This window comes from Isoptericola sp. NPDC057191 (genome assembly GCF_042670225.1).
Lineage (GTDB): Bacteria > Actinomycetota > Actinomycetes > Actinomycetales > Cellulomonadaceae > Isoptericola.
This window is the reverse complement of sequence record NZ_JBHUWC010000043.1, coordinates 1-24,371: the sequence shown is the minus strand read 5'-3', so window position 1 is coordinate 24,371 and position 24,371 is coordinate 1. Positions and strand designations below refer to the sequence as shown.

Sequence of the window (24,371 nt, the reverse complement as noted above, 5' to 3'; positions counted from 1 at the left end):
CTCCCCCCCCGGGGGCGGGTGGGGGCTCCGAACCCGGCGAGGATTCGCGACCGAGTTCTCGCCGTTTTCGTACCCACAACACCCGGGGTGGCGGGCGGGTCGGGTCAGCGGCCGGTGTCGTTCATCTGGTCCGGGTGGGAGCCGATGCGCTCGTCGCGGTCGAGGCCCGTGATGGCGGCCATGTCCTCGCCGGTCAGCTCGAAGTCGAAGATCTCCAGGTTCTCCCGGATGCGCGCCGGCGTCGCGGACTTGGGGAAGACGACGTCGCCCCGCTGCACGTGCCAGCGCAGCACCACCTGGGCGGGGGTGCGCTCGTGCTCGGCGGCGATGCGCGCCAGGGTCGGGTCCTCCAGCACCCGCCCGCGGCCGAGCGGGGACCACGCCTCCGTGACGATGCCGTGCTCGGAGTCGAACGCGCGGACCTCCTCGTTGCCGAACCAGGGGTGGATCTCCACCTGGTTGACGGCGGGCACCACGGTGCCCTCGTCGAGGATGCGGCGCAGGTGGTGCGGCTGGAAGTTGGAGGTACCGATCGCCCGCGCGCGGCCCGAGCGGTAGAGCTCCTCGAGCGCGCCCCACGCCTCGGCGAACCGGCCGACCGCGGGCAGCGGCCAGTGGATGAGGAACAGGTCCACGTGGTCGAGGCCCAGCTCGTCCAGCGACCGGTCGAAGGCCTCCAGGGCGGCGTCGTGCTCGTGGAACGCGTTGTTCAGCTTGGTGGTGACGAACAGGTCGTCACGCGGCAGGCCCGAGGCGGCGAGCGCCTCGCCGACCCCGCGCTCGTTGCGGTACATCTGCGCGGTGTCGATGTGCCGGTAGCCCGCCTCCAAGGCGGTCAGCACCAGCTCACGGGTGTCCTCCGGCGGGACCTTGAAGACGCCGTAGCCGAGCTGCGGGATCGACGTGCCGTTGTTCAGGGACAGGGACGGGATCGCGGTGCTCATCGCTCCATCCTGTCCCGCCCTGGCCCGTGACGCAGAGGGCGCCCGGGAGATGACCGCACCGCGTGATCGATCCCATGCCGTCCGGGCTCGCCCCAGGGGTCACGCCGGAGCAGGCTGGAGGGGCGTCCCCGCTCGTCAGCCCGACCCGGCGGGGCGGCCCGGCGTCATCGGCGCCGCCGGTGGTCAGCGTGGACCGGCCGCCTCGCCGCCGCGGGGTGAGCAGCACCCGTCGTCGCACCCGTCATCACACCCGTCATCACACCTGTCGTTGCCCGTGAGGAGCGCGCCGACGGGCGTGCAGCAGGCGTCCCCCCGCCATGCCTCGACGCCCTCCTTCGCGGCGAAGCCGGCGATCACGAGTGCCGCGAGCGGGTCGGCCCAGGTCCAGCCGAGCGTGGCGTTGAGGACCAGGCCGACCAGCAGCACCGCCGACAGGTACGTGCACAGCAGGGTCTGCTTCGAGTCGGCGACCGCGGACGCCGAGCCGAGCTCTCGCCCCGTGCGGCGCTCGACCCACGACAGGAACGGCATGACGGCGAGGCTGACGGCGGCGAGGACGATGCCGACGGGGGAGTGGTCGGGCTCGGCTGCGCCGAGGAGGGTGCGGGCCGCGTCGACGGTGACGAACAGCGCCAGCCCGAAGAACGACACGGCGATCAGGCGCAGCGCCGCGCGCTCGCGGCGGTGCGGGTCGGGCGCGGCGAACTGCCACGCGACGGCGGCGGCGGACAGCACCTCGACGACGGAGTCGAGGCCGAATCCGACGAGCGCCGCCGAGGACGCGGCCCGACCGGCGGTGATGGCGACCACCGCCTCCACCACGTTGTAGACGATGGTGGTGGCCACGACCCAGCGGACCCTGCGTTCGAGCAGGGCGCGGCGGGCAGGCGGGACGGGGCGCAGCGCGGTGGTCACCCCACCGAAGGTACAGGGAACTGTGTACTGTCGGAAGGTCGTCCGCTCTCGGGCGCCGGCGTCCCGGCTCCCGGCCTGTGCCCCGGGGCGCCCGAGGCGCACAATGGGAGTCAGTCGGAGGTGTTCCATGGTCACGATCGACGAGGCGCGCGCCGCCAAGCCTGCCCTGCGCGAGGTGCTCCGGAGCGTCGAGGGGGTGCGCGGCGTCGGGCTCGCGCAACGCGGTGACGAGACCGACTGGGTGCTCCAGGTCAACGTCGTCTCCCTCGGCGCTCGCAAGGACGTGCCGCCGCAGGTCGACGGCGTCCCGGTCCAGGTGACCGTCGTCGGGGCGGTCACCGCGCTCTGACCCGGGGCCGCGGCCGGGCTCAGCGGGTCAGGTCGACCAGCGCCGACGCCTGGGCGAGCAGGTCCTCCGCGCCGACGGTGTCGGCAGGGTCGAGCAGCACGTGCGAGACCGCCCCGAGGAGCAGCATCTGCACGAGGGGGCCCTGCTCCGCGGGGAGCCCGAAGAGTGCGGCCAGCGCGGTGCGCGCCTCCGCGTTGGCGCCGGCCAGCGACGCCGCCCGCTCGGGGTCGCGCGCCGCGTCCGCCAGGAGCTCGAACTGCACCGCCCACAGGGAGCGGTCCGCCGCGGCCGAGGCGACCACGCGCGCCCAGACCGCACGGAACCGTTCGCCCGGCGTCGACCCGTGGTCCTCTGCGCCGATCGCCTCGAGGGTGTCACCCCAGTCGCGCAAGGCGTCGACGAGTGCGGCGTCGAGCAGTGCTTCCTTGCTCCCGAAGTGGTAGCCGATCGCCGCGAGGCTGACGCCCGCGGAGCTCGCGATGTCGCGGGCGGTGGTCCGCGCGTAGCCCCGCTCCCGGAGGCAGTCGCGGGCCGCGACCAGGAGCGCCGCCCGGTTTCCGGGGGCCCTGTTCTCAGCGGCCGAGCTCCCGTCGGCCCCGGTCCCGGTGTTCTTGCTGCTGCGGGTCATGACGCCATGTTAGCTCAAATGTATGAAACAAACGTCTTGCACATCTGTCTTAACCGTGGCTACGGTGGTCTCTGTCACGTTCCCTCGGCTGGAGGTCTTCCCATGAACCGCTCGATCCTCGTCTCCGGCGCAGGCGTCGCCGGCCTCGCCCTCGCCCACCGGCTCGCGGCGGGCGGTGACGACGTGACCGTCGTCGAGCGCGCGACGTCGCCCCGCGCCGGCGGCTACAAGGTCGACGTGCGGGGTGCGGCCCTCGAGGTCCTGGACCGCATGGGCCTGCTGGCGGAGGCGCGCACGATGCGGACCGAGGTGCGCGCGGGCACGGTCGTCGACGCTCGCGGCCGGCGCGCGGCCAGCATGGACGGCGACACGTTCGGCGGCCGGGTGCACGACGACGTCGAGCTGCTGCGGGGCGACCTGCACCGCCTGCTGCGCGAGGGCGCCGCCGGGGCCGAGCACGTCTACGGCGACTCGATCGCGTCGCTCGACGACACGGCCGACGGCGTCGAGGTGGGCTTCGCCTCGGGGCGCACGGGCCGCTACGACCTGGTCGTCGGCGCCGACGGGCTCCGGTCCACGACGCGCAACCTCGCCTTCGGCCCCGACGAGAGGTACGTCGCGGACCTCGGCTACTACGTCGCCGTCGCGACCGTCCCCAACCGCCTCGGCCTCGACCGCGAAGAGGTCACCTACGTCGGGCCCGGCCGCACGGCCCTGGTGTACGCGACCGCGCGCGAGGAGGGCGCCCGGGCGATGTTCCTGTGGTCGTCCGGGCCGCTGGGCCATCAGGGCCTCGACCGCGCGGGCCGGGAGGAGCTGCTCGCCGAGGCCTACGCCGGCGAGGGATGGGAGGTGCCGGCCCTGCTCGCGGACGTCCCCGCCTCGCCCGACCTGCTGTTCGACTCCCTGAGCCAGGTGCGCATGGACCGCTGGTCGCAGGGCCGCACCGTGCTGCTCGGGGACGCCGCGCACTGCGCCTCGCCGGCGTCAGGGCAGGGGACGAGCATGGCCCTGGTGGGCGCGTACGTCCTGGCGGCCGCCCTCGACGCGCACGACGACCACGTCGCGGCGTTCGCCGACTACGAGCGGACGATGCGCCCGTTCGTGGACGCCAACCAGGCCCTCGGACCGGCGAACATCAAGCGGATGGTCGTCGGCACGCGCGGGCAGGTGCGCGCCTCGCTCGCGATGCTGCGGGTGATGGACAAGCTGCCCGGCAAGGAGCGGATGATGGCCGCGATGGTCGCGCCCATCCACCGGGCCGCCCGCGCCGTCGAGCTGCCTGCGCTGGTGCACTGACCGCGTCAGAGCGGCAGTTCGTTCGCTGGTCGGCAGCTCAAGCTGCCGACCAGATCCCGAACTGCCGCACGGAAACCGGGAGAGAATGCTCGGGTGACTTCTCCCTCCCGACTGCCCCGTGTCCGTGCCTCCGAGCTGGTGGGTCGCGGCTGGCTCAACACCGGCGGCCGCGACGTCACGCTCGCGGACCTGCGCGGAAAAGTCGTGGTCCTCGACTTCTGGACGGTCTAGACGTTAGCACGATCTTGCCTAGAATGGTGTGGTGAACCCTCCCGAGCAGGCGGCTGCGATCTATGTCCGGCGATCCAGCGGGAAGATCGGAACGAACCGGACTCTTGACGAGCAGGAGCGCGAGGCGCGCGCTCTCGCGGAGCGGGAGGGACTCGATGTCGTCGAGGTCTACCGCGAACGAGAGGGCACCGGCGCCAGTGCCCGAAGTGGGAAGCGAAGGCCTCAATGGGAGGCTGCGCTGGCCGAGCTCGGCGCGGGCGAACGGTTCCGCACGATCATCGTGTGGGCGCTCGACCGGGCCGACCGCCGAGGTTCCGACACTCTCGGAGCGATGCTCTCTCGTCACGCCGCCACGGGACGGCGGATTCTCGGCGTCGACGGCACCGACACGGGTGACCCGAACCAGCGCTTGAACATCATCATCCGAGGCGAGATTGCACGGGAGTACTCCGAGAAGCTGGGTGACAATGTCGCGCGAACCAAGCGCTACCGGCGGGAAGAGGGCCTCTGGCTCGGCGGGAAGCCACCGTGGGGCCTGAGAGTGGCTCCGGATGGCCGTCTGGAACATGATCCCGAGACTTATCCAGAGGCGCGCAGCGCGGCGGAAGCCCTCCTCGAAGGAGCAACGCTCTACGCGGTGGTTGCCGACCTGAACACGCGGAAGGTAACGCTTGCGAGCGGCAAGGCATGGGGGTCAAACGTCGTGCGCAAAGCGCGGGGTCTCGACGTCGATGTCGAGAGCCAACCTCAGAAGTGGCGCATCCCGACCCTGTCCGCGATCGTCCGCTCGCCGGGCTGGGCCGGTCTCCAGAGCGTCCGGACAAGGATCATCAACGATGACGGGTCCAAGGGCGGGTGGCCCGCCGTTGCGGAGGTTTACCGGTCGGTCGAAACAGGCGAGGCTGTACCTGTCGGTGAGGGCGTGATCACTCCTGATGAGCGGGCGATGATCCTTGCCCGAGTCGAAGGACGCACTGCGAAGTCCAAGGGACGCGCCGTTGGTCGCAAACCACACCAGTCGCTGCTCGGCTCGCGACTGCGTTGCGCCGAGTGCGGCGAGCTGGCCGTGCGGAGCGGTGGTGGGGCGAGGAAGTCGTACCGCTGTGGAAACGCCACGCTCGGCGCTGGCCGGTGCGGCGGGTTCACGTGCCCGGTCGAGGACATGGATGAGTACGTCATTGGGCGAGCTCTCATCTTCGTATCAGGCCTTGACCCGAACGACCCCGTCATACGTGCCGCTTTCACAGTTTGGGCGGGTGAAGCTGACGACGGACTTCGAGCCGAACGCCAGGCGAAGGCGGCGGCGGTTGAAGTCGCCAAGGCAGAGCTCGCACGGGCGCGCCGACTCGCGGTTATTGGTGTCCTGACTGAGGAAGAAGCTGCCAATGAGATGCCGCGCCTTCGTGAGGCACTCGCAAGCGCCGAGCTCGCACTCGCGGAACGCGAGGCAGGCATCGGCTTGACGGTCGACTCGCTCCAGGACTTGCAGTACCTCGCCGAGGGCTGGGACGACCTGGACGCAGGCGCGCAGCGGCAGCTCATCGAAACCCTCGTGCGTCGTGTCGATGTCTACCGGGCTCCGTACAGGGGCGCCAGATTTCTCCCCGTCGAACGTGGCGTGATCACGTTCGTCGACGGCACGACTTGGCCCGAGGACGGAAGGCCCGTTCCGCACCCCGGCAGGCGTCGGGACACCGTCCGTAAGGCCGAGGCTCGTGCCCGGCGTGCGGCGGAAACGGGCCGCTGAACGGTCTGGGTCCCGGCCTCACTCAAGACCTGGGCTCGCGAGGGAGCCTAGACGGCCCACGCCGCTGCTCAATCCTGCCCGGTCGGCGGACTGGCGGCCGGCGGTCGACCGCCCGCTAGGTTTAGGGGATCAGCGGTACATGTCGCCGCCGGTGAATCCGGCCTCCGGCTCGTGGACGTCGAAGACCAGGCACGGGGCCTTGGGGCGCTGCGGCTGCTCCGGCGCGAGCATCGACGGCTTGATGCTGTCGCGCGGCACCGAGAGCGTCACGGGCTGGTGTGTGATCGACAGGACCTCGCCGTTGCTGTAGCCGTTCTTGCGAGCCGTGAGCCCGGCTGCCGTGAGTGCGTCCAGCACCTCGCCGTGGTTGAGGGGCTTCACCCACGAGATGCCGTGACGGTGGAGGTAGATGGAGACCGGAGCCGTCAGGGGCGACGTCGTCGCCCCAGGGCCTCCCCAGCCTCGCTCAGCACCCTTGACCTGGACGACGTAGCCGGTCGGGGCGAAGCCGTCCTGCTGAGCAGAAGCAACGGGTCGAGGAAGCCGAAAGGCGCTACAAGGAGCGGTACGGGGAGTAGGAGTCGGCCTTGACGGAGTTCGCACCAGCCCTCATCGGGATCGCCGGCGTCGCGATTGGTGGCGCTATCCAGTGGTTCGCCGCGACCCGCAGTATGGCCTCCACGTACTACCTCAAGACTGCCGACGAGCGGACGGCGTACCACGCCCGTGCCTTGCGTGCCGTCGACAGGTTGAAGATTGCGCATCAGAACGACATCGATGCCCTCATCGCCACCGTCAAGAACGCTGTCGAGGCCAAGGCCGAGTCCGACCCTGGAGCGCAGCCAGCAGTCGAGCATGTGCGTACCCCCGAGGAGCTGGCGAAGATCCGAGAGGCGACAGAGGAGTGGCGGGAGGTCCTGATGGGCCGCTACCACAGCGCCGGCGAGTATGTCGGACCGGAACTGATCCGGGTGGACCTGGCACGCGAGGCTCTCGTGAAGCTGGTGAACTCCGGCGCAATCCACAAGGCCAAGGCCTACGCTGACGGGCCGTTCTCGGCGGCAGTCGTGAGGCTCAAGCTGGCTGTCGGTGTCGCCGGCGCACAGGGGGCATGGATCGTGACGGCGTCGATCACCCACCCGTGGAACCGGAAGATGCGCAAGGCCGCGAAGAAGGGGTTCGAGGATGCGGTCGACAAGCTGGAGGAGATCGACTCTGAAACCGTGGCAGAACCCTAGCTGCTGAGACATGGCGGTACCGAGTCGAAGGGTTACGGGGCATCCCCCCACCTAGCGCTGCTACGAACCACGAAGAAGAGGGCGGCGGGACACTCCTAAAGTGAGCGCCTTTCGATCCGTCCGAAGGTTGTGTGCTCAAACTCCGACATCGAGACCCGGTACTCAACGTCGGCGTTGTCGACAAGGCGCACCGAGAAGGTTTGACCATTGGATGTGGAGCCGATCTCAGTTTCGAGAACGGTAAGCGAGTCAACCTCCACCCCCTCGTAGCGCATTGCGACGCGGTAGCGCGCATGCTCCACGAGTTCTTCCTCGCTTCGCCTGGGTTCCTTGTAACTCGGGCGTCCGAACTGCTTGCGCATCTTACTCAAAAAGGCGTATATGCCGATCGAGAGGATCTCCTGCCATGCGGACTCTGCAACCGTAAGCAGGAGTTCGTAGGTGGCACCCGAAGCGCCCCACTCGGTGGTCCCTCGGCGTTCGTCGATGTGGTAGCCGTCGGTAACACCGGTCATCTCGATGAGCTCACGCCGGAGAGTGTCCTCGTCTAGACCTTGCAGATCCGCGAGGTCGAAGACAAGAGCGTCATTGTTTGAGTCATCGCCGGCCCAGGAAGCCGGACGTACAGTCACCTCGACGCGATTCATGTCGTCCAGAGTCATGCACTGACCATGCCATGAGCGCGTCGCCCCCGGGGGGACGACGCTCGCAGAGGCGGGTGAACTGCCACCCGGGAAGCCCGATGGTGCCTTGGGGTCGTTCCGTGAGTCGATCGCCGTTGACTGATCTGCTGCATGAGACCTGGAGGCTACGGATCCCGAGGGTGCACGAGAGTCGCTGTACGGCCGGCCTCTGAATGGCTGAGGACCGACACGTGCGGGAGAGGGCTGCACATCACCGTATGCAGAACGCACGACATTTCGTTCCGGAGTCACCGATTCGATCTCGACCACGTCGTGTCCAATCCGAAAGAAGAAGCGACCCTCACCCAGGGCGGGCAGGGTGCCGTACGGAAGGCGCTACTTCGCGGCGCGAGTTGCCTTTCGCTCTGCGCGTCGTTCCTGGTAGTGCTCCCGGATCACCGATAAGAAGGCGACCTGCCGCGCCCAGAACGGCGCCCTCTTGGCGCTCAGGTACTGGATGTCGTATGCCATTCCGCCTTCGGCGGTCTCTCGCTGCTCGCGCAGCCAAGCCCCGAAGCTCTTCCACTGTTCGGAATCGAGATCCGCTATGTCGACCGGATCCTTCCCGTTGGCATCCTTCGGTAGGTTCTCCTTTACCGTCACCTCGCGGAGGAATTGGGCGAGATCACGGTTTCCATTGATGAGCACGGCACTCGCGAGCAGGGTCATGTCGTTCAGACTCGTCGCCACCCTGGCGCCCGCCTCGTGCTTCTCCGCCGTCTTGTTGGACCTGCCTGTCGTCGATTTGTCGTCGTACGCGATCCAGTCCCCGATGGCGTGGTGGACGTCGTCGAACTTGCGCAGAACATCGACGTAGAGCTCGCGTCGGATCATGCGGTTCTCGGTATCTAGGTCCTGCTGCTCCTTTCGCCCAGCGAGACCTTGCGCGCTGGCATGGCTGATTACGCCACCCAGGACGGTGCCGACGAGGATGCCGATGAGGGCTAGCAGTGCGCCGTTCTCCCAGAAGCCAGCAGTGCTCTCCGTGATGACATGGAGGGTGGGCATCGGCGTGGGCTCTGGCATGGCAGCGAAACTACCTGGCAACCGCCGGGGAACGTATCTGTCACCGAGCGGTTGACTGGGTGAACTTGCCTTCGGTCATGCCGTGACCCACATCGGCACCTACCACGACGAGCACGACGGGGCTGCTGAGCACCGGTTCAGCGACATGGAGGACCCCGCCCAGGCGTACGCGGACCTGGACGAGTTCACCTCTGGTCAGCCGTTCTCGGGCTTCCCGTGTGCGGATCCGGAGACGGGCGACGTTGTCGGCTCGGGCCTGCCGGAGCGCCCGCCGTTCGTGGTTGGGCTGAGGAGAGCATGGCCCAGGACGGCTCCAGCCCCACGGGGCACGATGACGAGCGGGGTCGCTGGACCGTTACCCGATGCTCGCCAGCGGTGCGTGGCTGCGGTACGTGGGTCTTGCGTCTGAGTGATCGAGTGGCCGCGTGTCGATACGGGCCATCGTTTCGTTGTCATCTTCGAAGACTACTTCGAATGTCCTGCGAGCATTGCCGGTAGTGGGCTTGCTCCCTCTCATCAGCCGGTAGACGGAGACAACCACGGGAAACCAAATGAAAGCCAGGATGCTGGCGAACGACGAAGTAGTTGTATACCTAATGCCGAGCTGATTCATTCTTTCTTCAAACTGAATGAGTTTCTCGGCATCTGGGCAGGAGGGGTCGATGACGCTTTTCGGTGGCTCGGGTAGCTCTGTGCGGAGGTCGCGGCTGAAGTATCTCTCGATCGAGATAGTTGCAACAGTGAGTTCCCCGGACTCGCGAGCCAAGCGTTCGGCCATGTTGAGGAGAACCACCGCAGAATGCGAAGGGCGAATCGTGCCGGAGGTGACCGTGGAAATGAGGTCGTCGCGCAACTCGTAGGCGAGCGTTTCAAAACGTTCCCGTCGCATTCGGAATGGGAGCACGAAGAGGAGGTAGCTGCCGGCAACGATCGTCGCAAGTGCGGCAAAAAGCACAAGCACGGAGGGAACGGTCATCCTATCCACCTCGCTTGACTGTAATGCCCGATTCTTCCAGAGCGTCGGCTTGATTCACTTCGACGGTAGCCCGCAACTTCTTATAGCGCACCTTGATTCTGCCGGCGCGAATCGACTGAACACCGGCGAGGATCGCGAGGACGCTCGCTGACCCCCAGGCGATGCTGGCATTCAGGCTGAGGGTGGTTGACTTGCCGGACAGGGCCGCGACCATGGGCACTAGCTCGTGGAGCGGGAGCCACAGCGCGAGCGCGAGGACCGCGCCACCGAGCCACGGGGACAGCGTTCGCCACAACTCCACGTTGCGTTCGTAGCGCATCCTGTGAAGTTCGAACCGCTGGTTTCGCGACAAGCCTGCGAGACGGTCACGCACGTGCCGGCCCCTTCCGACGGTGGTCCGACACATGGTGCCAGATCTGCAGCGGCGCGGACCGGACCACACTCAGGAATCACCCGCTGCCAGTCCGGCACTGGTGCCGCTGTGTCACGCCGCGAACAAGGCGGGCTGCTGGTCGGCGGCCTCGATCTGCTGGAGCCCGTCGCGCAATTCGTCGCGGATGCGCTCCAACTCGGCGGAGTCGTCCTCGTGCCGCTCCCATTCGGTCGGGTCCGCTAGGGAGTCCCGCATGGCCAGATATGCAGGCAGGCGCCAGGCATCCTCGGCAGCGGGCCGGGCGGTTGGTCAAGGTTCGATTCGAACTCTTCGTAGATGTCCCAGCCACGTCCTCCGTCGGTCCGTCCGTCGCTGCTGAGCTGGCGGGTGTCGGTTCCATGCCTTCGCATCCCTGCTGTGCCAGATCCGCAGCGGAGGGGCTGGACGTTCAGGCGGTCACCACCAGTGCCAGCACGCCCAGCGCTCCCCATCGCGTCCTCATGCCCCTCGGTCACGAGGATGGTGGCGGGTGAGCTCTCAGGCTGCCGAGAGCAAGCCCAGAGCGACCGCCCGCCCGTGGACTTCTCACCGGCGCCGGTACAAAGCCTGGTCTCGGGCTCACTCTGGTTCGCGGCCGACATCTTCACGCGGTCCAGAGACGCGGGAGAACTCTCAGGCCGCCGAGAGCAAGCCAAGGGGGCGGGCGTCCCGCACAACCTGTTGAACGAGCGTGTGGGACCACCCCAGGGTCTCTGCCGCTTCCTTCTGAGTGGCGCCGTTGTTGAGCATGTCCAGCACGCGTCGGACGTTCTCGGGGGAGCGCTTGGATTGGTGGTGCTCGCTCGAAATGGTGAGTACCAGGTCCAGCATCTTCGCGCGCTCGTTCGTCACCTCTTCCATGACTGGCGCCGAGGACGTCGGCAGGATCCGGGCGCCAGGGGCCGCGATAACCAGCCCCGCGAGGTTCCCCAGGGACGCGAGAGCGGCAAGGGGTGCGAGTGCGACGACGACGGCACCCACGATGGGCTGTACGGCCTCAGGGATGCCGAGAGCATGAGTAGCGTTGCCGACGAGCGAGACGACAGTGAAGAACGCCAGGAGTGTCCACGAGTACCGTGCCGACTGCCCACGAGACCGGCGCACCAGAGCCGAGAGGCTGTAAACCACGAGGGCAACGTCGAGCATGACCGGGACAGCAGCAGAGAGGGGCACCGGGACGTTGCCCCACAAACCCACGTCGAACAGGGCGACGGACGAGAGCGCGAACCATGCCAGGAAGACGAGAGCCGTGCCGATCGCGACGGCAGCGAGGACGGGTCGGGAGTCCGGATTGATCCGGGGGTGGATTCTCAACGCCCGTCCTCCGCAGCCTTGGAGGTGTCGAGTTCGAGCTCGAAGCGCCCGAGTGCCCTGTTCCACGTCTTCTCGTCCCACACGGTCGCCATTGCAAGGTGCGCCCGGAACCACGACTCACTCTCGGGGCTCCAACTGGCATCCGCCTGCGGCGAAGGGGCTTCGGTGTTCATCGCTTCTCCTATCCGATGGTCAGGGACGGATGCCGCGTCGGCACAGTGCGCAGTAGCGGGAGCCGCGAGGCTCCCCGTGGTCGCACTCGGCATCTGAGGAAGCGCCACGACGGGGAAGCGTCGGGAGACTTCCCCGTGAGGGGGAGGGGGCTTGCAGCGAGTTCCGGATGGCGCGGCGGCGTCGGCCGAGGACGAAGGACAGACCCTCGACACGACGCTGCGTCACGAGGCGGCGCGCTGCCACGGCTGCATCCTTGACTGACCGTGCGAGCCCCACGAGGGCCAGGACGGCGCCCTTCACGATGCGAACGTGCGACGGAATACACTTCCCAGCGACGACGCCACCACGACGCCAGAGGATGAGCCCGAGCTGTTCTAGCTCCACCAGGCGAGACCTCACCCAGCGCTCGGAGTAGCCCGAGACGTCAGCGATCTGGGGTGCGGTGGTGAGGCCCTCCCCGGAGCCGTAGGGGAGAAGGTCGACCAGGGCGCGGAGCATGGCCCGCGTGCCCTTGTGTGCGGAACCAGAGAGCTCGCCCCAGCCGGCACGCGCAAGGCTCGTCATGATGTCGCGCGTCGGTGCGTGAGCAGTAAGGTGACTCAAGTCGGGCTACCTCCCGGCCATGCCCTCGGGAGCGTTGGAGCGCTCGCCGGGGGCTTCTACGTGTCGGTCACCTCCACGCGATGTCGCAGAATGGCCGGGTGGCTTCCTCGTCTCGACTGCCCCGTGTCCGCGCCTCCGAACTGGTCGGGAGGGGCTGGCTGAACACCGGTGGTAAGACGCTGAGCCTCGCTGACCTGCGAGGTCGTGTTTTGGTCATCGACTTCTGGACGTTCTGCTGCATCAACTGCCTGCACGTGCTGGACGAGCTGCGCGAGCTGGAGGACCGCCACCGCGACGAGCTGGTGATCGTGGGGGTGCACTCGCCCAAGTTCGCGCACGAGGCGGACCCGGACGCGCTGGCCGCCGCCGTCGAGCGGTACGAGGTGCACCACCCGGTGCTCGACGACCCGGAGCTCGTCACCTGGGGCGCGTACACGGCGCGGGCGTGGCCGACGCTGGTCGTCGTCGACCCGGAGGGCTACGTCGTCGCGCAGATGGCGGGGGAGGGGCACGCGTCGGCGATCGAGGCGATCGTGGACGAGCTGGTCGCGGAGCACGACGCGAAGGGCACGCTGCACCGCGGCGACGGCCCGTACGTGCCGCCCACGCCGGCGCCCAGCACGCTGCGCTTCCCCGCGAAGGCGGTGACGCTGCCCGGCGGGAACGTGCTCGTCGCGGACGCCGGGCACCACTCGCTGGCCGAGCTCGCACCCGACGGCGAGACGCTCGTGCGGCGCATCGGCAGCGGGGAGCGCGGTCTGGTCGACACGCGGGGCGCCGGTCCTGACGAGCCGCGGTTCAGCGAGCCGAACGGCCTGTGCCTCGTCCCCGACGAGCTGCGGCCCGCGCTCGGTTACGACGTCCTCGTCGCGGACACCGTGAACCACGCGCTGCGCGGCGTCCGGCTCGACGACGGCGCCGTGACGACCGTCGCGGGCACCGGCGAGCAGTTCATGGTGGGCGGTCAGGAGAACGTCGTCGGCGCGCCCCATACGTTCGACGCGAGCGCGGCCCACCGGGCGCGGTCGGTCCGCCTCAGCTCGCCGTGGGACGTCACGTGGTCGCCGCGGCTCGGCGTGTTCGTCGTCGCGATGACGGGGAACCACACGCTGTGGGCGTTCGACCCCCTGGCGGACGACGGGCAGGGCACGATGGCGGTCGTCGCCGGCACGATGAACGAGGGGCTGGAGGACGGCCCCGGCGCGGGCGCGTGGTTCGCGCAGCCGTCGGGGCTGGCGCCGGCGACCGGCCCGGACGCCGGGGACGCGATCTGGCTGGCCGACGCCGAGACGTCCGCCCTGCGCCGCGTCGTCCCGGACGGCACGGGGCTCGCCGTGACGGTGCACACCGCCGTGGGGCAGGGGCTGTTCGACTTCGGCCACCGCGACGGCCCGGCGGCCGAGGCGCTGCTGCAGCACCCGCTCGGGGTGGCGGCGCTCGCCGACGGCAGCGTTGTCGTCGCCGACACGTACAACGGTGCGCTGCGGCGCTACGACCCGGTGTCGGACGTCGTCACCACGCTCGCCACGGGCCTCGCGGAGCCGAGCGACGTGCTGGTCGAGGTGACCGGGGACGCGGTCCACCTGCTCGTCGTGGAGTCCGCGGCGCACCGGCTCACGCGGGTCGCGCTGCCGGCCGACGTCGCGGGCGAGGTGCTCGACGGCGGGGCGCGACGCGTCGCGCGCCCGGCCACCGAGGTCTCCCCGGGCGAGCTGCGGCTGGACGTGCCGTTCGTGCCCGCGCCGGGCCAGAAGCTCGACGACCGGTGGGGTCCGTCCACGGAGCTGCGGGTCAGCGCCACCCCGCCAGAGCTCCTGCTCGACGGCGCGGGCGACGGCGTCGACCTCGCCCGGGACCTCGTCCTCAACCCCGACGTCGCCGAGGGTGTGCTGCACGTGACAGCCAAGGCCGCGTCGTGCGACGTCGTCCCCCTCGGCCCGGACGGCGAGCCCGACCCGGACGTCTTCCCCGCGTGCCACCTGGCGCAACAGGACTGGGGCGTCCCGGTGCGGATCACGCCCGGCGGCGACGCGACCCTCGTCCTGCCGCTGCGGGGCTGACGCCCGCGCGGGATGAGAAGGCCCTCATCCCCGCTCCACGTGCCGCTCATCGGGCCGCCGCACGCTTCAGGTGTCCGCACCGGAACGACACGGAGGTTCTTCGATGAGCACGCACACCGCACCCCTGGGCCGCGCCCGCCGGATCACGGCGCTGTCCCTGGCGACGCTGACGGCCGCCGGCCTGTCCGCCACGGCCTTCGCCTCCTCCGCGCAGGCCGCCGCCCCCACCTGCTTCGGCCTGCGCGCGACGATCGTCGGCACGGACCGGGCCGACGACATCCGCGGCACGTCCGGGCGCGACGTCATCGTCGCCCTCGGCGGCGCCGACGAGATCGACGGCCGGGGTGGCGACGACGTGATCTGTGCCGGGTCCGGCAACGACGAGGTCGAGGGCGGCTGGGGCCACGACAAGATCAAGGGCGGCACGGGCCACGACGAGATCGAGGGCGGCTCGGGCAACGACCGGATCGAGGCGGGCAGCGGCAAGGACCAGGTCGACGGCGACAGCGGCCGCGACGTGATCAAGGGCGGGGACGGCAACGACCACCTCAAGGGTGGCTCCGGCAACGACTCGCTGTCCGGCGGGTCGGGCCGCGACCTCCTGGAGGGGCAGCGGGGCGACGACCGGCTGAGCGGTGGCTCCGGCACCGACGTCGTGCGCCAGGGCAGCGCGTCGGAGCGCGACGAGGACCGGTGGGAGGCCCGGTACGGCTTCGACGACTGAGTCCGGGTCCGCGGACCGACGTCGGTGGTGGCCGGTAGCGTCCCGGCCATGACCGACACCGCGAGCGGCGAGGGGCCGGCGGCGTGGACCGTCGACCGGCACCTCGCGGACCTGCCCGCCTCGACGCTGGCGCTCTACCGGGCGTTCATGGACCGGGCGGAGGGGATCGGTCCGTTCACGCTGGCCGTCTCGAAGTCGGCCATCACCCTCAAGGGGTCGCGCCGCGGTTTCGCCGGTGTCGTCCCGCGTGCCGGTGTGCTGCGCGGCTACCTCGACCTGCAGCGCGTGGTCACCGGCCCCCGCATCACGAGCTCCGCGCCGTACACCCGGCGGCTGTTCGTGCACTACTTCCGCATCACGGAGCCCGGGCAGCTCGACGACGAGTTCGTGGGGTGGCTGCGCGAGGCGTACGCCGTCGGCGCGGGCGCCCACGTCGGCAAGGTCGGCGGATGACCGGCCGCAGGGACGACGTCCTCGTCGCCGGACCCGCCTCGTGGAACCGCATCGTGCACCTGGACGCGTTGCCGGAGCCGACCCCGCACACCGTGTTCGCGCGGGGCGCCTACGACACGGTGGGCGGGACGTCGGCCGGCAAGGCGCTCAACCTCGCCGGCCTGGGCCGCGGCGTCGTGCTGCGCACGGTCCTGGGCGACGACGACGAGGGCGCGCGCGTGCGCGAGGTGCTCGACGACGCCGGCGTGCGCGTCCTCGCCGAGCTCGCGCCGGACGGGCGCACCGAGAGCCACCTCAACCTCATGGACGCCGGTGGCGGACGCCTGTCCGTGTACCTGCGCGCGCCCGGCGAGGTCCCCGCTTCCGGGCCCGTCTGGCACGCGACGCTCGAGGCGGTGGACGCGGCGGCGGCCGTCGTCGTCGACCTCGCCGCCCACTCCCTCCCGGTGCTCGCCGCGGCCGCCGAGCGCGGGCGCGACGTGTGGGTGGACCTGCACGACTACGACGGCGCCGCCGCGTTCCACCGCCCCTGGGCGGAGGCCGGCACGCACGTGTTCCTCAGCTCCGACCGGCTGCCCGACCACCGGGCCTTCATGGCCGGTCGGCTCGCCGCGGGTGCGCGGCTCGTGGTGTGCACGCACGGGGCGCGCGGGGCCACGGCCCTCACCGCGGACGGGTTCCTCGACGTCCCCGCCGAGCGCGTGGACGACGTCGTCGACACGAACGGCGCGGGCGACGGCTTCTTCGTCGCGTTCCTCGACGCGCACCTGCGCGGGGCGGACGTGACGGAGGCGCTCTCCGCCGCCGCCGCGCACGCCGCCCGCGTGGTCCGCAGCCCAGGGCTCGCGCCGGTCTCCTGACGCGACCGCGGGCGGCGCGGTCAGGCCAGGCCGACGTCGCGCGCGACGATCGCCGCCTGCATGCGAGAGGCGACCCCCAGCTTGGCCAGCACCCGCGACACGTGCGTCTTGGCCGTCGCCTCGGTGATGACGAGCTCGTCCGCGATGCCCTGGTTGGACAGCCCACGCCCCAGCGCGCCCAGCACGTCCACCTCGCGCGGGGTGAGGCCCGCGAGCCGAGGGTCGTCGTCCGGGGCAGGGACGGGCAGCCCGGGGCCGGGCTGTGGCGCGCCCTCCCCGGGCGCACCGGGAGGGGCCGACGGCGCGGCACCGGCCGTCAGCTGCGCGAGCACCCGCCGCGTGACCTCGGGTGCGAGGACGCCGTCGCCGGCGGCGACCCGCCGCACCGCGTCGAGCAGCGCGGCGGGCTCGGCCGACTTGAGCAGGAACCCGGCGGCTCCCGCCCGCAGCGCACCGTCCACGTACTCGTCGAGGTCGAACGTGGTGAGCACCAGCACGTCGGCCAGGCCCTCCGCGGTGATGAGGCGCGTCGCCTCGATACCGTCCGTCCCGGGCATGCGCAGGTCCATCAGCACGACGTCGGGCCGCAGCGCCCGCGCGTTCGCGACCGCGGCGGACCCGTCGGCGGCCTCGCCCACCACCTCGACGCCGTCGGCGGCGTCGAGGAGCAGGCGGAGCCCGGCGCGGATCGCGGCGTGGTCGTCGGCGAGCAGCACCCGGACCGGGCCGGGCGGCGGAGAAGTCATCGGGTCAGGTCTCCGTCCCGTGCTCCGGCGCCGTCCCGGGCTCCGGCCGGGACGCACGCCCGCACCACCCAGCCGCCGTCGGCCGTGGGCGCCGCCTCGAACGTGCCGCCGAGCGCCTCGGCCCGCTCGCGCATGGTCAGCATCCCGGTGCCCGCGCTGAGGGGGAGGGGCACCGCGTCCGGGCCGCCGGCCGGCCGCTCCGGTGGCGGCGCGTTGCGCACCTCCAGCGTCACGCCGGCGGCGTGGCCCGGCGCCCGGGCCAGCCGCACGGCGACCGGGGCGCCGGGCGCGTGCTTGCGCGCGTTGGTCAGCGCCTCCTGCGCGATCCGGAACAGGGCGTGCCCGACGGCCGCCGGCAGGTCGGCGCGGGCGACGTCGCCGGGGTCGTCCACCACGACCGTCGCTCCGCCCGCCCGGGCGCTGCCGACCAGGTCGTCGAGCCGGTCGAGCCGCCCCGGGGCCGCGAGCGGGTCGCGGGGCGCGTCGGCGCGCAGCAGCTCGATCATCGACCGCATCTCGGTGAGCGACTCGACCGCGCTCGCCCGCACCTGCTCGAGCGCGCCGCGGTCCCGGTCGACGTCCGGCGGGGTGCTGAGCGCCGCGCCCGAGTGGATCGCGATCGTGGACAGGTGGGAGGCGATGACGTCGTGCAGGTCGCGCGCCATCGCCGCCCGCTCCGCCTGGACGGCCTCGTGCCGGTCGAGCTGCGCGATGCGGGCGAGGTCGGCGGCGCGCTCGCGCTCCAGCTCGGCGGTGCGCGCGGCCTCGTCGGCCCGCGACCGCTCCAGCGCCGCCAGCTCGGACTTCTGCCGCACGTTGGCCGCCCACCACATGGGGACCAGCAGGATCGCCCCGAGGTTCAGGCTCATGGCGACGAAGGCGCGCACGTCACGTGTGGCCTCGCCGACGGCGACCGCCCCGGCGACGCTCAGGACGATCGCCGTGCCCCACAGCCATCGGCGGGCGGTGGCGCCCGACCACGTCGCCGCCGCGAACAGCAGGTCCCACAGGACGAGCAGGATGGCGAGGCTGCCGCCCCAGGCCAGGTCGACGAGCGTGACCGCGACGCCACCGGCGAGCGCCGGCATCGGGTGGTGTCGCTTGGCGAGCGTGAGGGCGCACCCCACGGCGAGCAGCGCGACGCGCCACCACGGCTCGGGGGTGGTCGCGCCGACGGGGCCGACGTCGAACAGGCCGACGAGGCCCACCTGCAGGAAGAGCCAGCCGAGCACGAAGATGCCGACCGCCGTGCGGACGTCCCCGCGCCGGTCGTCGCCGCCCCACAGCCGCGCGAGGCCGCCCAGGGCGGGGGGCGCGGCGCGGTCGGTGGTCACCCGGCCATCCCAGCACAACGGGGCCGCGGGCGGATCGTCCGAAGGAGGTATGCCGGCCGGTGCGCGAGGATCACTCGTCCGGCCGACGACGTCGTGGCGCCCGCCGCCGAGGATCGGTGGCATGGACCTTCCCTTGCAGCTCGGCGGCGTGGAGGGCGTCGGGCTCGGCGCCCTGGCGGGCGTGCTGGTGGTGCTCGCCCTCGTGGACTCGACCAGCTTCGGCACCCTGCTGATCCCGGTGTGGCTGCTCCTGGCCCCCGGTCGCCCCCGGGCCTGGCGCATCCTCGCGTATCTCGGCACGGTCGCCCTCTTCTACCTGGCGGTGGGCGTGGCGGTGCTGCTCGGGGCGGGCGCCTTCCTGGAGCGGTACGGCGACGTGCTGGACTCGAGGCCGGCCATGATCGTGCAGCTCCTGCTGGGTCTCGGCCTCTTCGCGCTGAGCTTCCGCTTCGACGGCAAGAGGGCCGCGGCCCGCGCCGAGCGCGAGGGTGCCCGGCCGGGGCGGCTGTCGCGGTGGCGGGCCCGCGCGACAGGGCTGGAGGGCGGGTCGCTGCTGCCGCTCCTGGGTCTCGCCCTGGGGGCCGCGGCGCTCGAGGTCGGCACGATGCTGCCGTACCTGGCCGCGATCGGCCTGATCACGACGTCGGACCTCGCGACGGGCGCCGGCGTGGGCGTCCTGGCGGCGTACTGCGTGGTGATGGTGCTGCCGGCGCTGCTCCTGCTCGGCGGGCGCCTGGTCGCGGCCCGTGCCGTCGACCCGCTGCTGCGCCGCCTGGACGGGTGGCTGTCCAGGAACGCGGCGGAGATGACGGGCTGGGTCCTCGGCATCCTCGGGGTGCTGCTCACGCTCAACGCGATCGGCGCCCTCGGCTGGACCGGGTGACGCCTGCCGCGCGCCCGCGGCCGGTCAGCCTGCCAGGAGGGCGGGCAGCTCGAGCAGCGAGTCGACGACGGTGGCGCGCGCCGCCTCGGGCCGCGCGGCGTGCAGGTAGCCCCACGGGCCGCGCCGGAGGAGCACGGGCATCATCCCCGCGTCCGCGGCGGGCAGGACGTCGTTGTCGAGGCGGTCGCCGACGTAGGCGATCTCGGCGGCGGGCAGGCCGCTGAGCTCGGCGACCTTGGCGAAGAACTCCGGGTCGGGCTTCTGCACCCCCCACTCGTCGGAGGTGCGGATCGCGTCGACGGGCAGGTCCATCGCCTCCAGCGCCGCCCGGGCCTGGGGCGGCTGGTTCCCGGCGACGACGACGGCGAGGCCCGCGGCGCGCAGGGCGGCGAGCGCCTCGCGCACGTCCGGGTACAGGTCGTCGGCGTCGAAGTTCTCCCGGAGCCCGTCGGGGTCGTCGAGCGCCCAGCGCTCGATCTCGGCGGACACGTCGACGTCGGGCCGCACCATCTCGAACGCGCGCTGGTGCGACAGGTCGAGCGCGGCGCAGCCGCCCAGGATCCCGAGGAACGTCAGGGCCGGGACGCCCAGCCGGTCCGCCCACCGGGTCCAGATCCGGGTCTCGTCGATCAGGGTCTCGCCGACGTCGAACACCACCGCACGCACCATGCCCGCGACCCTATCGGGCGCGCCGCGCGCTGCCCGAGGACAGCCGGTTGTCAGCCTCCGTTCAGCCGCTGCGGCTATCGTGCGGAGCATGGCTGGTGCCGACGAAGACGTGACCGTTCCCGTGACGCTCTCCACCGCGTCGGTCTACCCACGCCGCGCGGCGTTCGCTTTCGAGGTCGCCGCGGAGCTGGGGTACGACGGGGTGGAGGTCATGGTCTGGGGAGACCAGGCCACGCAGGACCCTGCCGCGCTGCAGCGGCTCTCCGACGAGCACGGCTTGCCGATCCGGTCGGTGCACGCCCCGACCCTGCTGGTGAGCCAGCGGGTGTGGGGCCGGTCGCCGGCGGACAAGCTGCGGCGCGCGGTCGACATGGCCGGGGAGCTGGGCGCGCCGACGGTCGTGGTGCATCCGCCGTTCCGCTGGCAGTACAAGTACGCCCGGCAGTTCCAGGAGCTGGTGCACGAGCTCAACGAGGCCAGCGTCCACGAGGCCGGTGGGGTCACCGTGGCCGTCGAGAACATGTACCCGTGGAAGCCGCGCTCGCGGGGCGACCGGGAGCTGAAGGCGTACCTGCCCGGCTGGGACCCGGCGGAGCACGACTACGACGCCGTCACCCTGGACCTCTCGCACGCCGCGATCGCGCACCAGGACGGGCTCGCCCTCGTGCACGGCTTCGGCGACAAGCTGCGGCACGTGCACCTCGCCGACGGGACGGCGTCGGGACGCGACGAGCACATGGTGCCCGGGCGCGGCGACATGGCCTGCGACAAGGTGCTGGAGGAGCTGGTGCGGCGCGGCTACGCCGGCGACGTCGTCGTCGAGATCTCGACGCGCAAGGCGCGCACCGCGAGCGAGCGGCACGCGGATCTGCAGGCGGCCCTCAAGTTCGCGCGGGCGCACCTGGCGTCCGTGCCCGAGCCGTACCAGCCGCCTCCGCCCGAGCACCACCACCTGCCCGCCGACGCCTGGTAGGCGTCAGGCGGCCGGGACAGGCGGCCGGACGGGTGGGGCCCGCCGTCAGGCGACGGGGACGCGGGCGCCGACGGCCCGCAGCACGAACGCTTCGGTGGCGCGGACGGCGCGCTCCCGAGCGTCAGGGTCGTCCGGGACGAGGCGGCCCGACAGGCACGCGTTCACCAGCTGCACGGTCGGCTCGATGTCCTGCTCGGGGAACTCGCCCTCCGCGATCCCGGCCCGCAGGATGCGCTTGAGGATGGACTCGACGATCTCCGCGTGCTCGCGCAGTCGTGCCTGCGTGGTGCGCGAGAGCACGGTGCGCAGGTCCGGGCCAGGAGCGAGGTGGAAGACGCGGGTGAGCTGCGCCTGCTGGCGGATGTAGGTGCGCAGCTGCTCCACGGGGTCGTCGACCTCGGCGAGCGCCCGCTCCAGGGTCTGCGCGTACTGCTCGGTCTCGTGGGTGATGAAGCCCAGCAGCAGCGCTTCCTTGTCCGGGAAGTGGTTGTAGACCGCGGTCCGCCCCACGCCGGCCGCCGTCGCGATGTCGGCGAGGGTGACCGAGTCGAAGCCGCGCTCGGACATCAGCGTCGACAGCGCGGTGAACAGCTTGTGCCGGGTCATCTGGCGGTGCTCGTGGAGGCTCTTCCCGATGATCTTGGGCATGCTGACATCATAGGCATCCGTTGTCAGCACCTCGGGACGCTAGGGTGCCGGTGTGACCGAGCCCACCGCATCGTCCGAGCCCGTGCCCGCCGACCGTCCGGCCGGCATCGTGCCCGACACCAAGGACTGGACCTGGGTGCTCGCGCGCCCGTGCCCCGAGTGCGGCTTCGTCGCCGCCGACGTCGCCGTCGCGGACGTCGGCCCCGCGGTCCGGGAGTCCCTGCCGCGGTGGCGCGCCGCCCTGGAGCGTCCCGACGCGGCGACGCGGCCCAGCCCTGAGGTGTGGTCGCCCCTCGAGTACGCCGCGCACGTGCGCGACGTCTTCCGGATCTTCGACGAGCGGCTGGCGCTCATGCTGACGCAGGACGACCCCGCGTTCGAGAACTGGGACCAGGACGTCACGGCCGTCGAGAGCGGCTACGCCCACCAGGTCCCGTCGGCCGTCGCGGACGAGATCGACGTCGCGGGGCACGTGGTGGCGGCGGCGTTTGACGCCGTCGACGCGGGACAGGAGGGGCGCACCGGCCGGCGGTCGAACGGGTCGGTGTTCACGGTGCTCACCCTCGGGCAGTACTTCCTGCACGACGTCGTGCACCACCTGCACGACGTGCGCGCCTGACCCGGGCGTCGTCCACAGGCTCTGTCCACAGGCGCTGTCCACAACTGTTCCCGGCAGAACCCTCGTGCGCGCCGCGCAGCCCTCACCTGCGACGTTCCATGCTGGAACCGTGCCGGAGATGACGGTCGACCCGTCACGAGCATGCCGCCAGAGCCGTGGAAAGGTGCCCGGAGCCGCGGAATTCCGCGGTTCCTGACGTGTCCGGGAGCCGGGTGCCCGGGCACTCGGAGGCGCGGCCACCGGTGCGTCTTCGTCGCTGGCGCGTGTCGCCCCCGGCGCGTCGTCCACAGATTTCTTCCACAGCCCTGTGGGTGGTGTGGGGATTCCGCGGGTGAGGTTGTGGACAAAGCTGTGGCCGGAGACCCGGCCGAAATTCTCCTCCCCGCACCCCTTGCACCGCACCCGTGGCGGGTCTAGAAACGTGCCTACCGGTCTTGTGGAGATCGGGTCGGCGTACCTCTTCAGAACGGCGGTCGCCTGCCCTCTCCCCGGGACACGGTCGACCGGAGAACGACGGGCCGTCCCGTACCGCGGTGCGGGTTGTGGGTGACGACACAGGTGTCTGTACGGGGCCGGAAGACCACCCGCGCCCGGCTGTTCGTGGAGAACGGGTTCCTGAGAGGCGACGACGCACCAGGCCTCGCGGACGGGACACGACGAGCGGTCGGGGTCGTGACGTCGCCACGGCACCCCTGGTCCCCGGGAAAGTCGACCAGGGGTACGCGGTTCTCCGAGGCCCCCCGGCCGCCCCGGGGGGCCTCGGCACGTTCCGGGCCGCCGCTGCCGCCGGCCGCTCCTCGGACCGACCCGCGCGGCCTAGGCTCGGGCCATGAGCAACCTGGAGACGCGCCCCACGGAACGCACCTGCACCGCCGGTGAGCGACCGACCGGCGTCGAGCTGCTCACTGCGCGTGACGTGCCGCTCGGCGGCCCGCGTGCCATGAACGTGCGCCGCACCATCCCGCAGCGGCAGCGCTCGCTCGTGGGGGCGTGGTGCTTCAGCGACCACTACGGGCCGGACGACGTCTCGGGCTCGGCGGGGATGCAGGTGCCGCCGCACCCGCACATCGGGTTGCAGACGGTCTCGTGGTTGTTCGCCGGCGAGATCCTGCACCGGGACTCGGTGGGGTCCCTGCAGACGGTGCGTCCAGGCGAGCTCAACCTCATGACGGCAGGCGTCGGCATCTCCCACTCCGAGGAGTCCCCGGCGCAGGGGCGGCCGCCGATGCTGCACGGGGTCCAGCTGTGGACGGTGCTGACCGAGGCGGACCGCCGGTCGGAGCCGCACTTCGAGCACCACGGTGACCTGCCGGTCGCGACGCACGACGGCGCGCGGGTCCAGGTGTTCATGGGTGCGCTCGACGTGGCGGGGGAGCGGCTGTCGTCGCCGGCACGCACGTACACCCCGCTGGTCGGCGCGCAGCTCGACCTGCCGGCGGGCGCGACCCTCGAGCTGGGCACCGACCCGTCGTTCGAGTACGCGCTGCTGGTGGACGCCGGGGACGCCGCCCTCGAGGGGGAGACGGTGCCTCCGGCACAGCTCGGCTACGTCGCCCCGGGGCGCGACCGGCTGGTCGTGACCGCGGGCGCCGCGCCCGTGCGCGCCGTCCTCATCGGCGGCGAGCCCTTCACGGAGGACGTCGTCATGTGGTGGAACTTCGTGGGCCGCACGCACGACGACGTGGCACAGGCGCGTGCCGACTGGATGGCGCAGGTGGCGGACGACGGCGAGGCGACACCCACCCGGTACGCCGACGGTGCTACCGGCCGACGGTTCGGGCAGGTGCACGGGTATGCGAGCGGGCCGCTGCGCGCGCCCGCCCTGCCCGACGTGCGCCTGCGGCCGCGCACCCGCCGCTGAGC

Annotated in this window: 28 protein-coding genes; 13 read left to right on the top strand and 15 right to left on the bottom strand. The window is 71.4% G+C overall.

The annotated features are described in order from the left end of the window. Positions 1–104 precede the first annotated feature (104 nt). Positions 105–944 carry an aldo/keto reductase gene (locus ACFT55_RS08395; RefSeq protein WP_380243358.1) on the bottom strand — a complete coding sequence of 280 codons (840 nt, stop codon included), beginning with the start codon at positions 942–944 and terminating at the stop codon, positions 105–107. Positions 945–1,127: 183 nt separating this feature from the next. Then, positions 1,128–1,859: a cation diffusion facilitator family transporter gene (locus ACFT55_RS08390; protein ID WP_380243357.1), complete on the bottom strand. Its 732-nt coding sequence runs from the start codon at positions 1,857–1,859 to the stop codon at positions 1,128–1,130. 127 nt (positions 1,860–1,986) lie between these two features. Between ACFT55_RS08390 and ACFT55_RS08385 the strand changes: the two genes are divergently transcribed. Beyond that, the gene (locus ACFT55_RS08385; protein WP_380243356.1) at positions 1,987–2,208 is read left to right on the top strand and encodes a hypothetical protein; all 222 of its coding nucleotides are present in this window, start codon (positions 1,987–1,989) and stop codon (positions 2,206–2,208) included. Between the two features lie 19 nt (positions 2,209–2,227). Here the strand turns inward: ACFT55_RS08385 and ACFT55_RS08380 are convergent, their stop codons facing one another. Then, on the bottom strand, positions 2,228–2,836 hold the full coding sequence (locus tag ACFT55_RS08380) for a TetR/AcrR family transcriptional regulator (RefSeq protein ID WP_380243355.1): 609 nt from the start codon (positions 2,834–2,836) through the stop codon (positions 2,228–2,230). Positions 2,837–2,938: 102 nt separating this feature from the next. Between ACFT55_RS08380 and ACFT55_RS08375 the strand changes: the two genes are divergently transcribed. The 3 genes from ACFT55_RS08375 (at position 2,939) to ACFT55_RS08365 (ending at position 6,113) form a co-directional block, all read left to right on the top strand. Then, positions 2,939–4,135, top strand: coding sequence for an FAD-dependent monooxygenase (locus ACFT55_RS08375; protein ID WP_380243354.1), 1,197 nt, complete (start codon positions 2,939–2,941; stop codon positions 4,133–4,135). A 93-nt stretch (positions 4,136–4,228) separates the two neighbouring features. Continuing rightward, positions 4,229–4,366 (top strand): hypothetical protein, encoded by a 138-nt coding sequence (locus ACFT55_RS08370; protein WP_380243359.1) that lies wholly within the window; start codon positions 4,229–4,231, stop codon positions 4,364–4,366. Between the two features lie 31 nt (positions 4,367–4,397). After that, positions 4,398–6,113: a recombinase family protein gene (locus tag ACFT55_RS08365; protein ID WP_380243353.1), complete on the top strand. Its 1,716-nt coding sequence runs from the start codon at positions 4,398–4,400 to the stop codon at positions 6,111–6,113. Between the two features lie 129 nt (positions 6,114–6,242). Here ACFT55_RS08365 and ACFT55_RS08360 read toward each other — a convergent pair whose 3' ends face one another. After that, positions 6,243–6,494 (bottom strand): hypothetical protein, encoded by a 252-nt coding sequence (locus ACFT55_RS08360; protein WP_380243352.1) that lies wholly within the window; start codon positions 6,492–6,494, stop codon positions 6,243–6,245. 206 nt (positions 6,495–6,700) lie between these two features. On the opposite strand from ACFT55_RS08360, the gene ACFT55_RS08355 reads away from it, so the two are divergent. Next, positions 6,701–7,351 (top strand): hypothetical protein, encoded by a 651-nt coding sequence (locus ACFT55_RS08355; RefSeq protein ID WP_380243351.1) that lies wholly within the window; start codon positions 6,701–6,703, stop codon positions 7,349–7,351. Positions 7,352–7,446: 95 nt separating this feature from the next. Here the strand turns inward: ACFT55_RS08355 and ACFT55_RS08350 are convergent, their stop codons facing one another. The 7 genes from ACFT55_RS08350 to ACFT55_RS08320 form a co-directional block, all read right to left on the bottom strand. Then, on the bottom strand, positions 7,447–8,013 hold the full coding sequence (locus tag ACFT55_RS08350; RefSeq protein WP_380243350.1) for a hypothetical protein: 567 nt from the start codon (positions 8,011–8,013) through the stop codon (positions 7,447–7,449). Between the two features lie 357 nt (positions 8,014–8,370). Continuing rightward, positions 8,371–9,060: a hypothetical protein gene (locus ACFT55_RS08345; protein ID WP_380243349.1), complete on the bottom strand. Its 690-nt coding sequence runs from the start codon at positions 9,058–9,060 to the stop codon at positions 8,371–8,373. Between the two features lie 355 nt (positions 9,061–9,415). After that, on the bottom strand, positions 9,416–10,036 hold the full coding sequence (locus ACFT55_RS08340) for a hypothetical protein (protein WP_380243348.1): 621 nt from the start codon (positions 10,034–10,036) through the stop codon (positions 9,416–9,418). 1 nt (position 10,037) lies between these two features. Then, the gene (locus tag ACFT55_RS08335; RefSeq protein ID WP_380243347.1) at positions 10,038–10,409 is read right to left on the bottom strand and encodes a hypothetical protein; all 372 of its coding nucleotides are present in this window, start codon (positions 10,407–10,409) and stop codon (positions 10,038–10,040) included. Between the two features lie 111 nt (positions 10,410–10,520). After that, on the bottom strand, positions 10,521–10,664 hold the full coding sequence (locus tag ACFT55_RS08330) for a hypothetical protein (RefSeq protein ID WP_380243346.1): 144 nt from the start codon (positions 10,662–10,664) through the stop codon (positions 10,521–10,523). Positions 10,665–11,081: 417 nt separating this feature from the next. Beyond that, positions 11,082–11,762 carry a DUF2637 domain-containing protein gene (locus ACFT55_RS08325; protein WP_380243345.1) on the bottom strand — a complete coding sequence of 227 codons (681 nt, stop codon included), beginning with the start codon at positions 11,760–11,762 and terminating at the stop codon, positions 11,082–11,084. Then, positions 11,759–11,935, bottom strand: coding sequence for a hypothetical protein (locus ACFT55_RS08320; RefSeq protein ID WP_380243344.1), 177 nt, complete (start codon positions 11,933–11,935; stop codon positions 11,759–11,761). Before ACFT55_RS08320 ends, ACFT55_RS08325 begins: the two co-directional genes overlap by 4 nt. A gap of 684 nt (positions 11,936–12,619) precedes the next feature. On the opposite strand from ACFT55_RS08320, the gene ACFT55_RS08315 reads away from it, so the two are divergent. The 4 genes from ACFT55_RS08315 (at position 12,620) to ACFT55_RS08300 (ending at position 16,636) form a co-directional block, all read left to right on the top strand. After that, the gene (locus tag ACFT55_RS08315; RefSeq protein ID WP_380243343.1) at positions 12,620–14,599 is read left to right on the top strand and encodes an NHL domain-containing thioredoxin family protein; all 1,980 of its coding nucleotides are present in this window, start codon (positions 12,620–12,622) and stop codon (positions 14,597–14,599) included. A 103-nt stretch (positions 14,600–14,702) separates the two neighbouring features. Continuing rightward, positions 14,703–15,323, top strand: a complete 621-nt coding sequence (locus tag ACFT55_RS08310; protein WP_380243342.1) for a calcium-binding protein — start codon at positions 14,703–14,705, stop codon at positions 15,321–15,323. Positions 15,324–15,371: 48 nt separating this feature from the next. Beyond that, entirely contained in the window at positions 15,372–15,776 is a 405-nt protein-coding gene (locus ACFT55_RS08305; RefSeq protein WP_380243341.1) for a DUF5655 domain-containing protein, read from the top strand. Further along, a complete protein-coding gene (locus tag ACFT55_RS08300) occupies positions 15,773–16,636 on the top strand; it encodes a carbohydrate kinase family protein (protein WP_380243340.1) in 864 nt (287 codons plus the stop codon). Before ACFT55_RS08305 ends, ACFT55_RS08300 begins: the two co-directional genes overlap by 4 nt. A 20-nt stretch (positions 16,637–16,656) precedes the next feature. Here the strand turns inward: ACFT55_RS08300 and ACFT55_RS08295 are convergent, their stop codons facing one another. Together ACFT55_RS08295 and ACFT55_RS08290 are read right to left on the bottom strand one after the other, a co-directional pair. Beyond that, positions 16,657–17,382: a response regulator gene (locus ACFT55_RS08295; RefSeq protein WP_380243339.1), complete on the bottom strand. Its 726-nt coding sequence runs from the start codon at positions 17,380–17,382 to the stop codon at positions 16,657–16,659. Then, positions 17,379–18,716, bottom strand: a complete 1,338-nt coding sequence (locus tag ACFT55_RS08290; RefSeq protein ID WP_380243338.1) for a sensor histidine kinase — start codon at positions 18,714–18,716, stop codon at positions 17,379–17,381. The genes ACFT55_RS08295 and ACFT55_RS08290 overlap by 4 nt, the downstream gene beginning before the upstream one ends. A gap of 121 nt (positions 18,717–18,837) precedes the next feature. On the opposite strand from ACFT55_RS08290, the gene ACFT55_RS08285 reads away from it, so the two are divergent. Continuing rightward, positions 18,838–19,599: a GAP family protein gene (locus tag ACFT55_RS08285; RefSeq protein WP_380243337.1), complete on the top strand. Its 762-nt coding sequence runs from the start codon at positions 18,838–18,840 to the stop codon at positions 19,597–19,599. A 24-nt stretch (positions 19,600–19,623) separates the two neighbouring features. Here the strand turns inward: ACFT55_RS08285 and ACFT55_RS08280 are convergent, their stop codons facing one another. Next, on the bottom strand, positions 19,624–20,268 hold the full coding sequence (locus ACFT55_RS08280; protein ID WP_380243336.1) for an HAD family hydrolase: 645 nt from the start codon (positions 20,266–20,268) through the stop codon (positions 19,624–19,626). An 88-nt stretch (positions 20,269–20,356) separates the two neighbouring features. Here ACFT55_RS08280 and ACFT55_RS08275 point away from each other — a divergent pair, with 88 nt between their 5' ends. After that, entirely contained in the window at positions 20,357–21,241 is an 885-nt protein-coding gene (locus ACFT55_RS08275; protein WP_380243335.1) for a sugar phosphate isomerase/epimerase family protein, read from the top strand. A 45-nt stretch (positions 21,242–21,286) separates the two neighbouring features. Here ACFT55_RS08275 and ACFT55_RS08270 read toward each other — a convergent pair whose 3' ends face one another. Then, on the bottom strand, positions 21,287–21,889 hold the full coding sequence (locus ACFT55_RS08270; RefSeq protein WP_380243334.1) for a TetR/AcrR family transcriptional regulator: 603 nt from the start codon (positions 21,887–21,889) through the stop codon (positions 21,287–21,289). 52 nt (positions 21,890–21,941) lie between these two features. Here ACFT55_RS08270 and ACFT55_RS08265 point away from each other — a divergent pair, with 52 nt between their 5' ends. Together ACFT55_RS08265 and ACFT55_RS08260 are read left to right on the top strand one after the other, a co-directional pair. Then, on the top strand, positions 21,942–22,508 hold the full coding sequence (locus tag ACFT55_RS08265) for a DinB family protein (protein ID WP_380243333.1): 567 nt from the start codon (positions 21,942–21,944) through the stop codon (positions 22,506–22,508). Positions 22,509–23,337: 829 nt separating this feature from the next. Then, positions 23,338–24,369 (top strand): pirin family protein, encoded by a 1,032-nt coding sequence (locus ACFT55_RS08260; RefSeq protein ID WP_380243332.1) that lies wholly within the window; start codon positions 23,338–23,340, stop codon positions 24,367–24,369. Positions 24,370–24,371: the final 2 nt, after the last annotated feature.

Excerpts from the sequence above, each read along its gene's own strand:
- ACFT55_RS08330 (WP_380243346.1), bottom strand. The coding sequence starts at position 10,664 with ATGCGGGACTCCCTAGCGGACCCGACCGAATGGGAGCGGCACGAGGAC.
- ACFT55_RS08260 (WP_380243332.1), top strand. The coding sequence starts at position 23,338 with ATGAGCAACCTGGAGACGCGCCCCACGGAACGCACCTGCACCGCCGGT.
- ACFT55_RS08285 (WP_380243337.1), top strand. The coding sequence starts at position 18,838 with ATGGACCTTCCCTTGCAGCTCGGCGGCGTGGAGGGCGTCGGGCTCGGC.
- ACFT55_RS08340 (WP_380243348.1), bottom strand. The coding sequence starts at position 10,036 with ATGACCGTTCCCTCCGTGCTTGTGCTTTTTGCCGCACTTGCGACGATC.
- ACFT55_RS08380 (WP_380243355.1), bottom strand. The coding sequence starts at position 2,836 with ATGACCCGCAGCAGCAAGAACACCGGGACCGGGGCCGACGGGAGCTCG.
- ACFT55_RS08280 (WP_380243336.1), bottom strand. The coding sequence starts at position 20,268 with ATGGTGCGTGCGGTGGTGTTCGACGTCGGCGAGACCCTGATCGACGAG.
- ACFT55_RS08345 (WP_380243349.1), bottom strand. The coding sequence starts at position 9,060 with ATGCCAGAGCCCACGCCGATGCCCACCCTCCATGTCATCACGGAGAGC.
- ACFT55_RS08350 (WP_380243350.1), bottom strand. The coding sequence starts at position 8,013 with ATGACTCTGGACGACATGAATCGCGTCGAGGTGACTGTACGTCCGGCT.
- ACFT55_RS08315 (WP_380243343.1), top strand. The coding sequence starts at position 12,620 with ATGTCGCAGAATGGCCGGGTGGCTTCCTCGTCTCGACTGCCCCGTGTC.
- ACFT55_RS08375 (WP_380243354.1), top strand. The coding sequence starts at position 2,939 with ATGAACCGCTCGATCCTCGTCTCCGGCGCAGGCGTCGCCGGCCTCGCC.
- ACFT55_RS08305 (WP_380243341.1), top strand. The coding sequence starts at position 15,372 with ATGACCGACACCGCGAGCGGCGAGGGGCCGGCGGCGTGGACCGTCGAC.
- ACFT55_RS08295 (WP_380243339.1), bottom strand. The coding sequence starts at position 17,382 with ATGACTTCTCCGCCGCCCGGCCCGGTCCGGGTGCTGCTCGCCGACGAC.
- ACFT55_RS08320 (WP_380243344.1), bottom strand. The coding sequence starts at position 11,935 with ATGAACACCGAAGCCCCTTCGCCGCAGGCGGATGCCAGTTGGAGCCCC.
- ACFT55_RS08395 (WP_380243358.1), bottom strand. The coding sequence starts at position 944 with ATGAGCACCGCGATCCCGTCCCTGTCCCTGAACAACGGCACGTCGATC.
- ACFT55_RS08270 (WP_380243334.1), bottom strand. The coding sequence starts at position 21,889 with ATGCCCAAGATCATCGGGAAGAGCCTCCACGAGCACCGCCAGATGACC.
- ACFT55_RS08300 (WP_380243340.1), top strand. The coding sequence starts at position 15,773 with ATGACCGGCCGCAGGGACGACGTCCTCGTCGCCGGACCCGCCTCGTGG.
- ACFT55_RS08275 (WP_380243335.1), top strand. The coding sequence starts at position 20,357 with ATGGCTGGTGCCGACGAAGACGTGACCGTTCCCGTGACGCTCTCCACC.
- ACFT55_RS08385 (WP_380243356.1), top strand. The coding sequence starts at position 1,987 with ATGGTCACGATCGACGAGGCGCGCGCCGCCAAGCCTGCCCTGCGCGAG.
- ACFT55_RS08310 (WP_380243342.1), top strand. The coding sequence starts at position 14,703 with ATGAGCACGCACACCGCACCCCTGGGCCGCGCCCGCCGGATCACGGCG.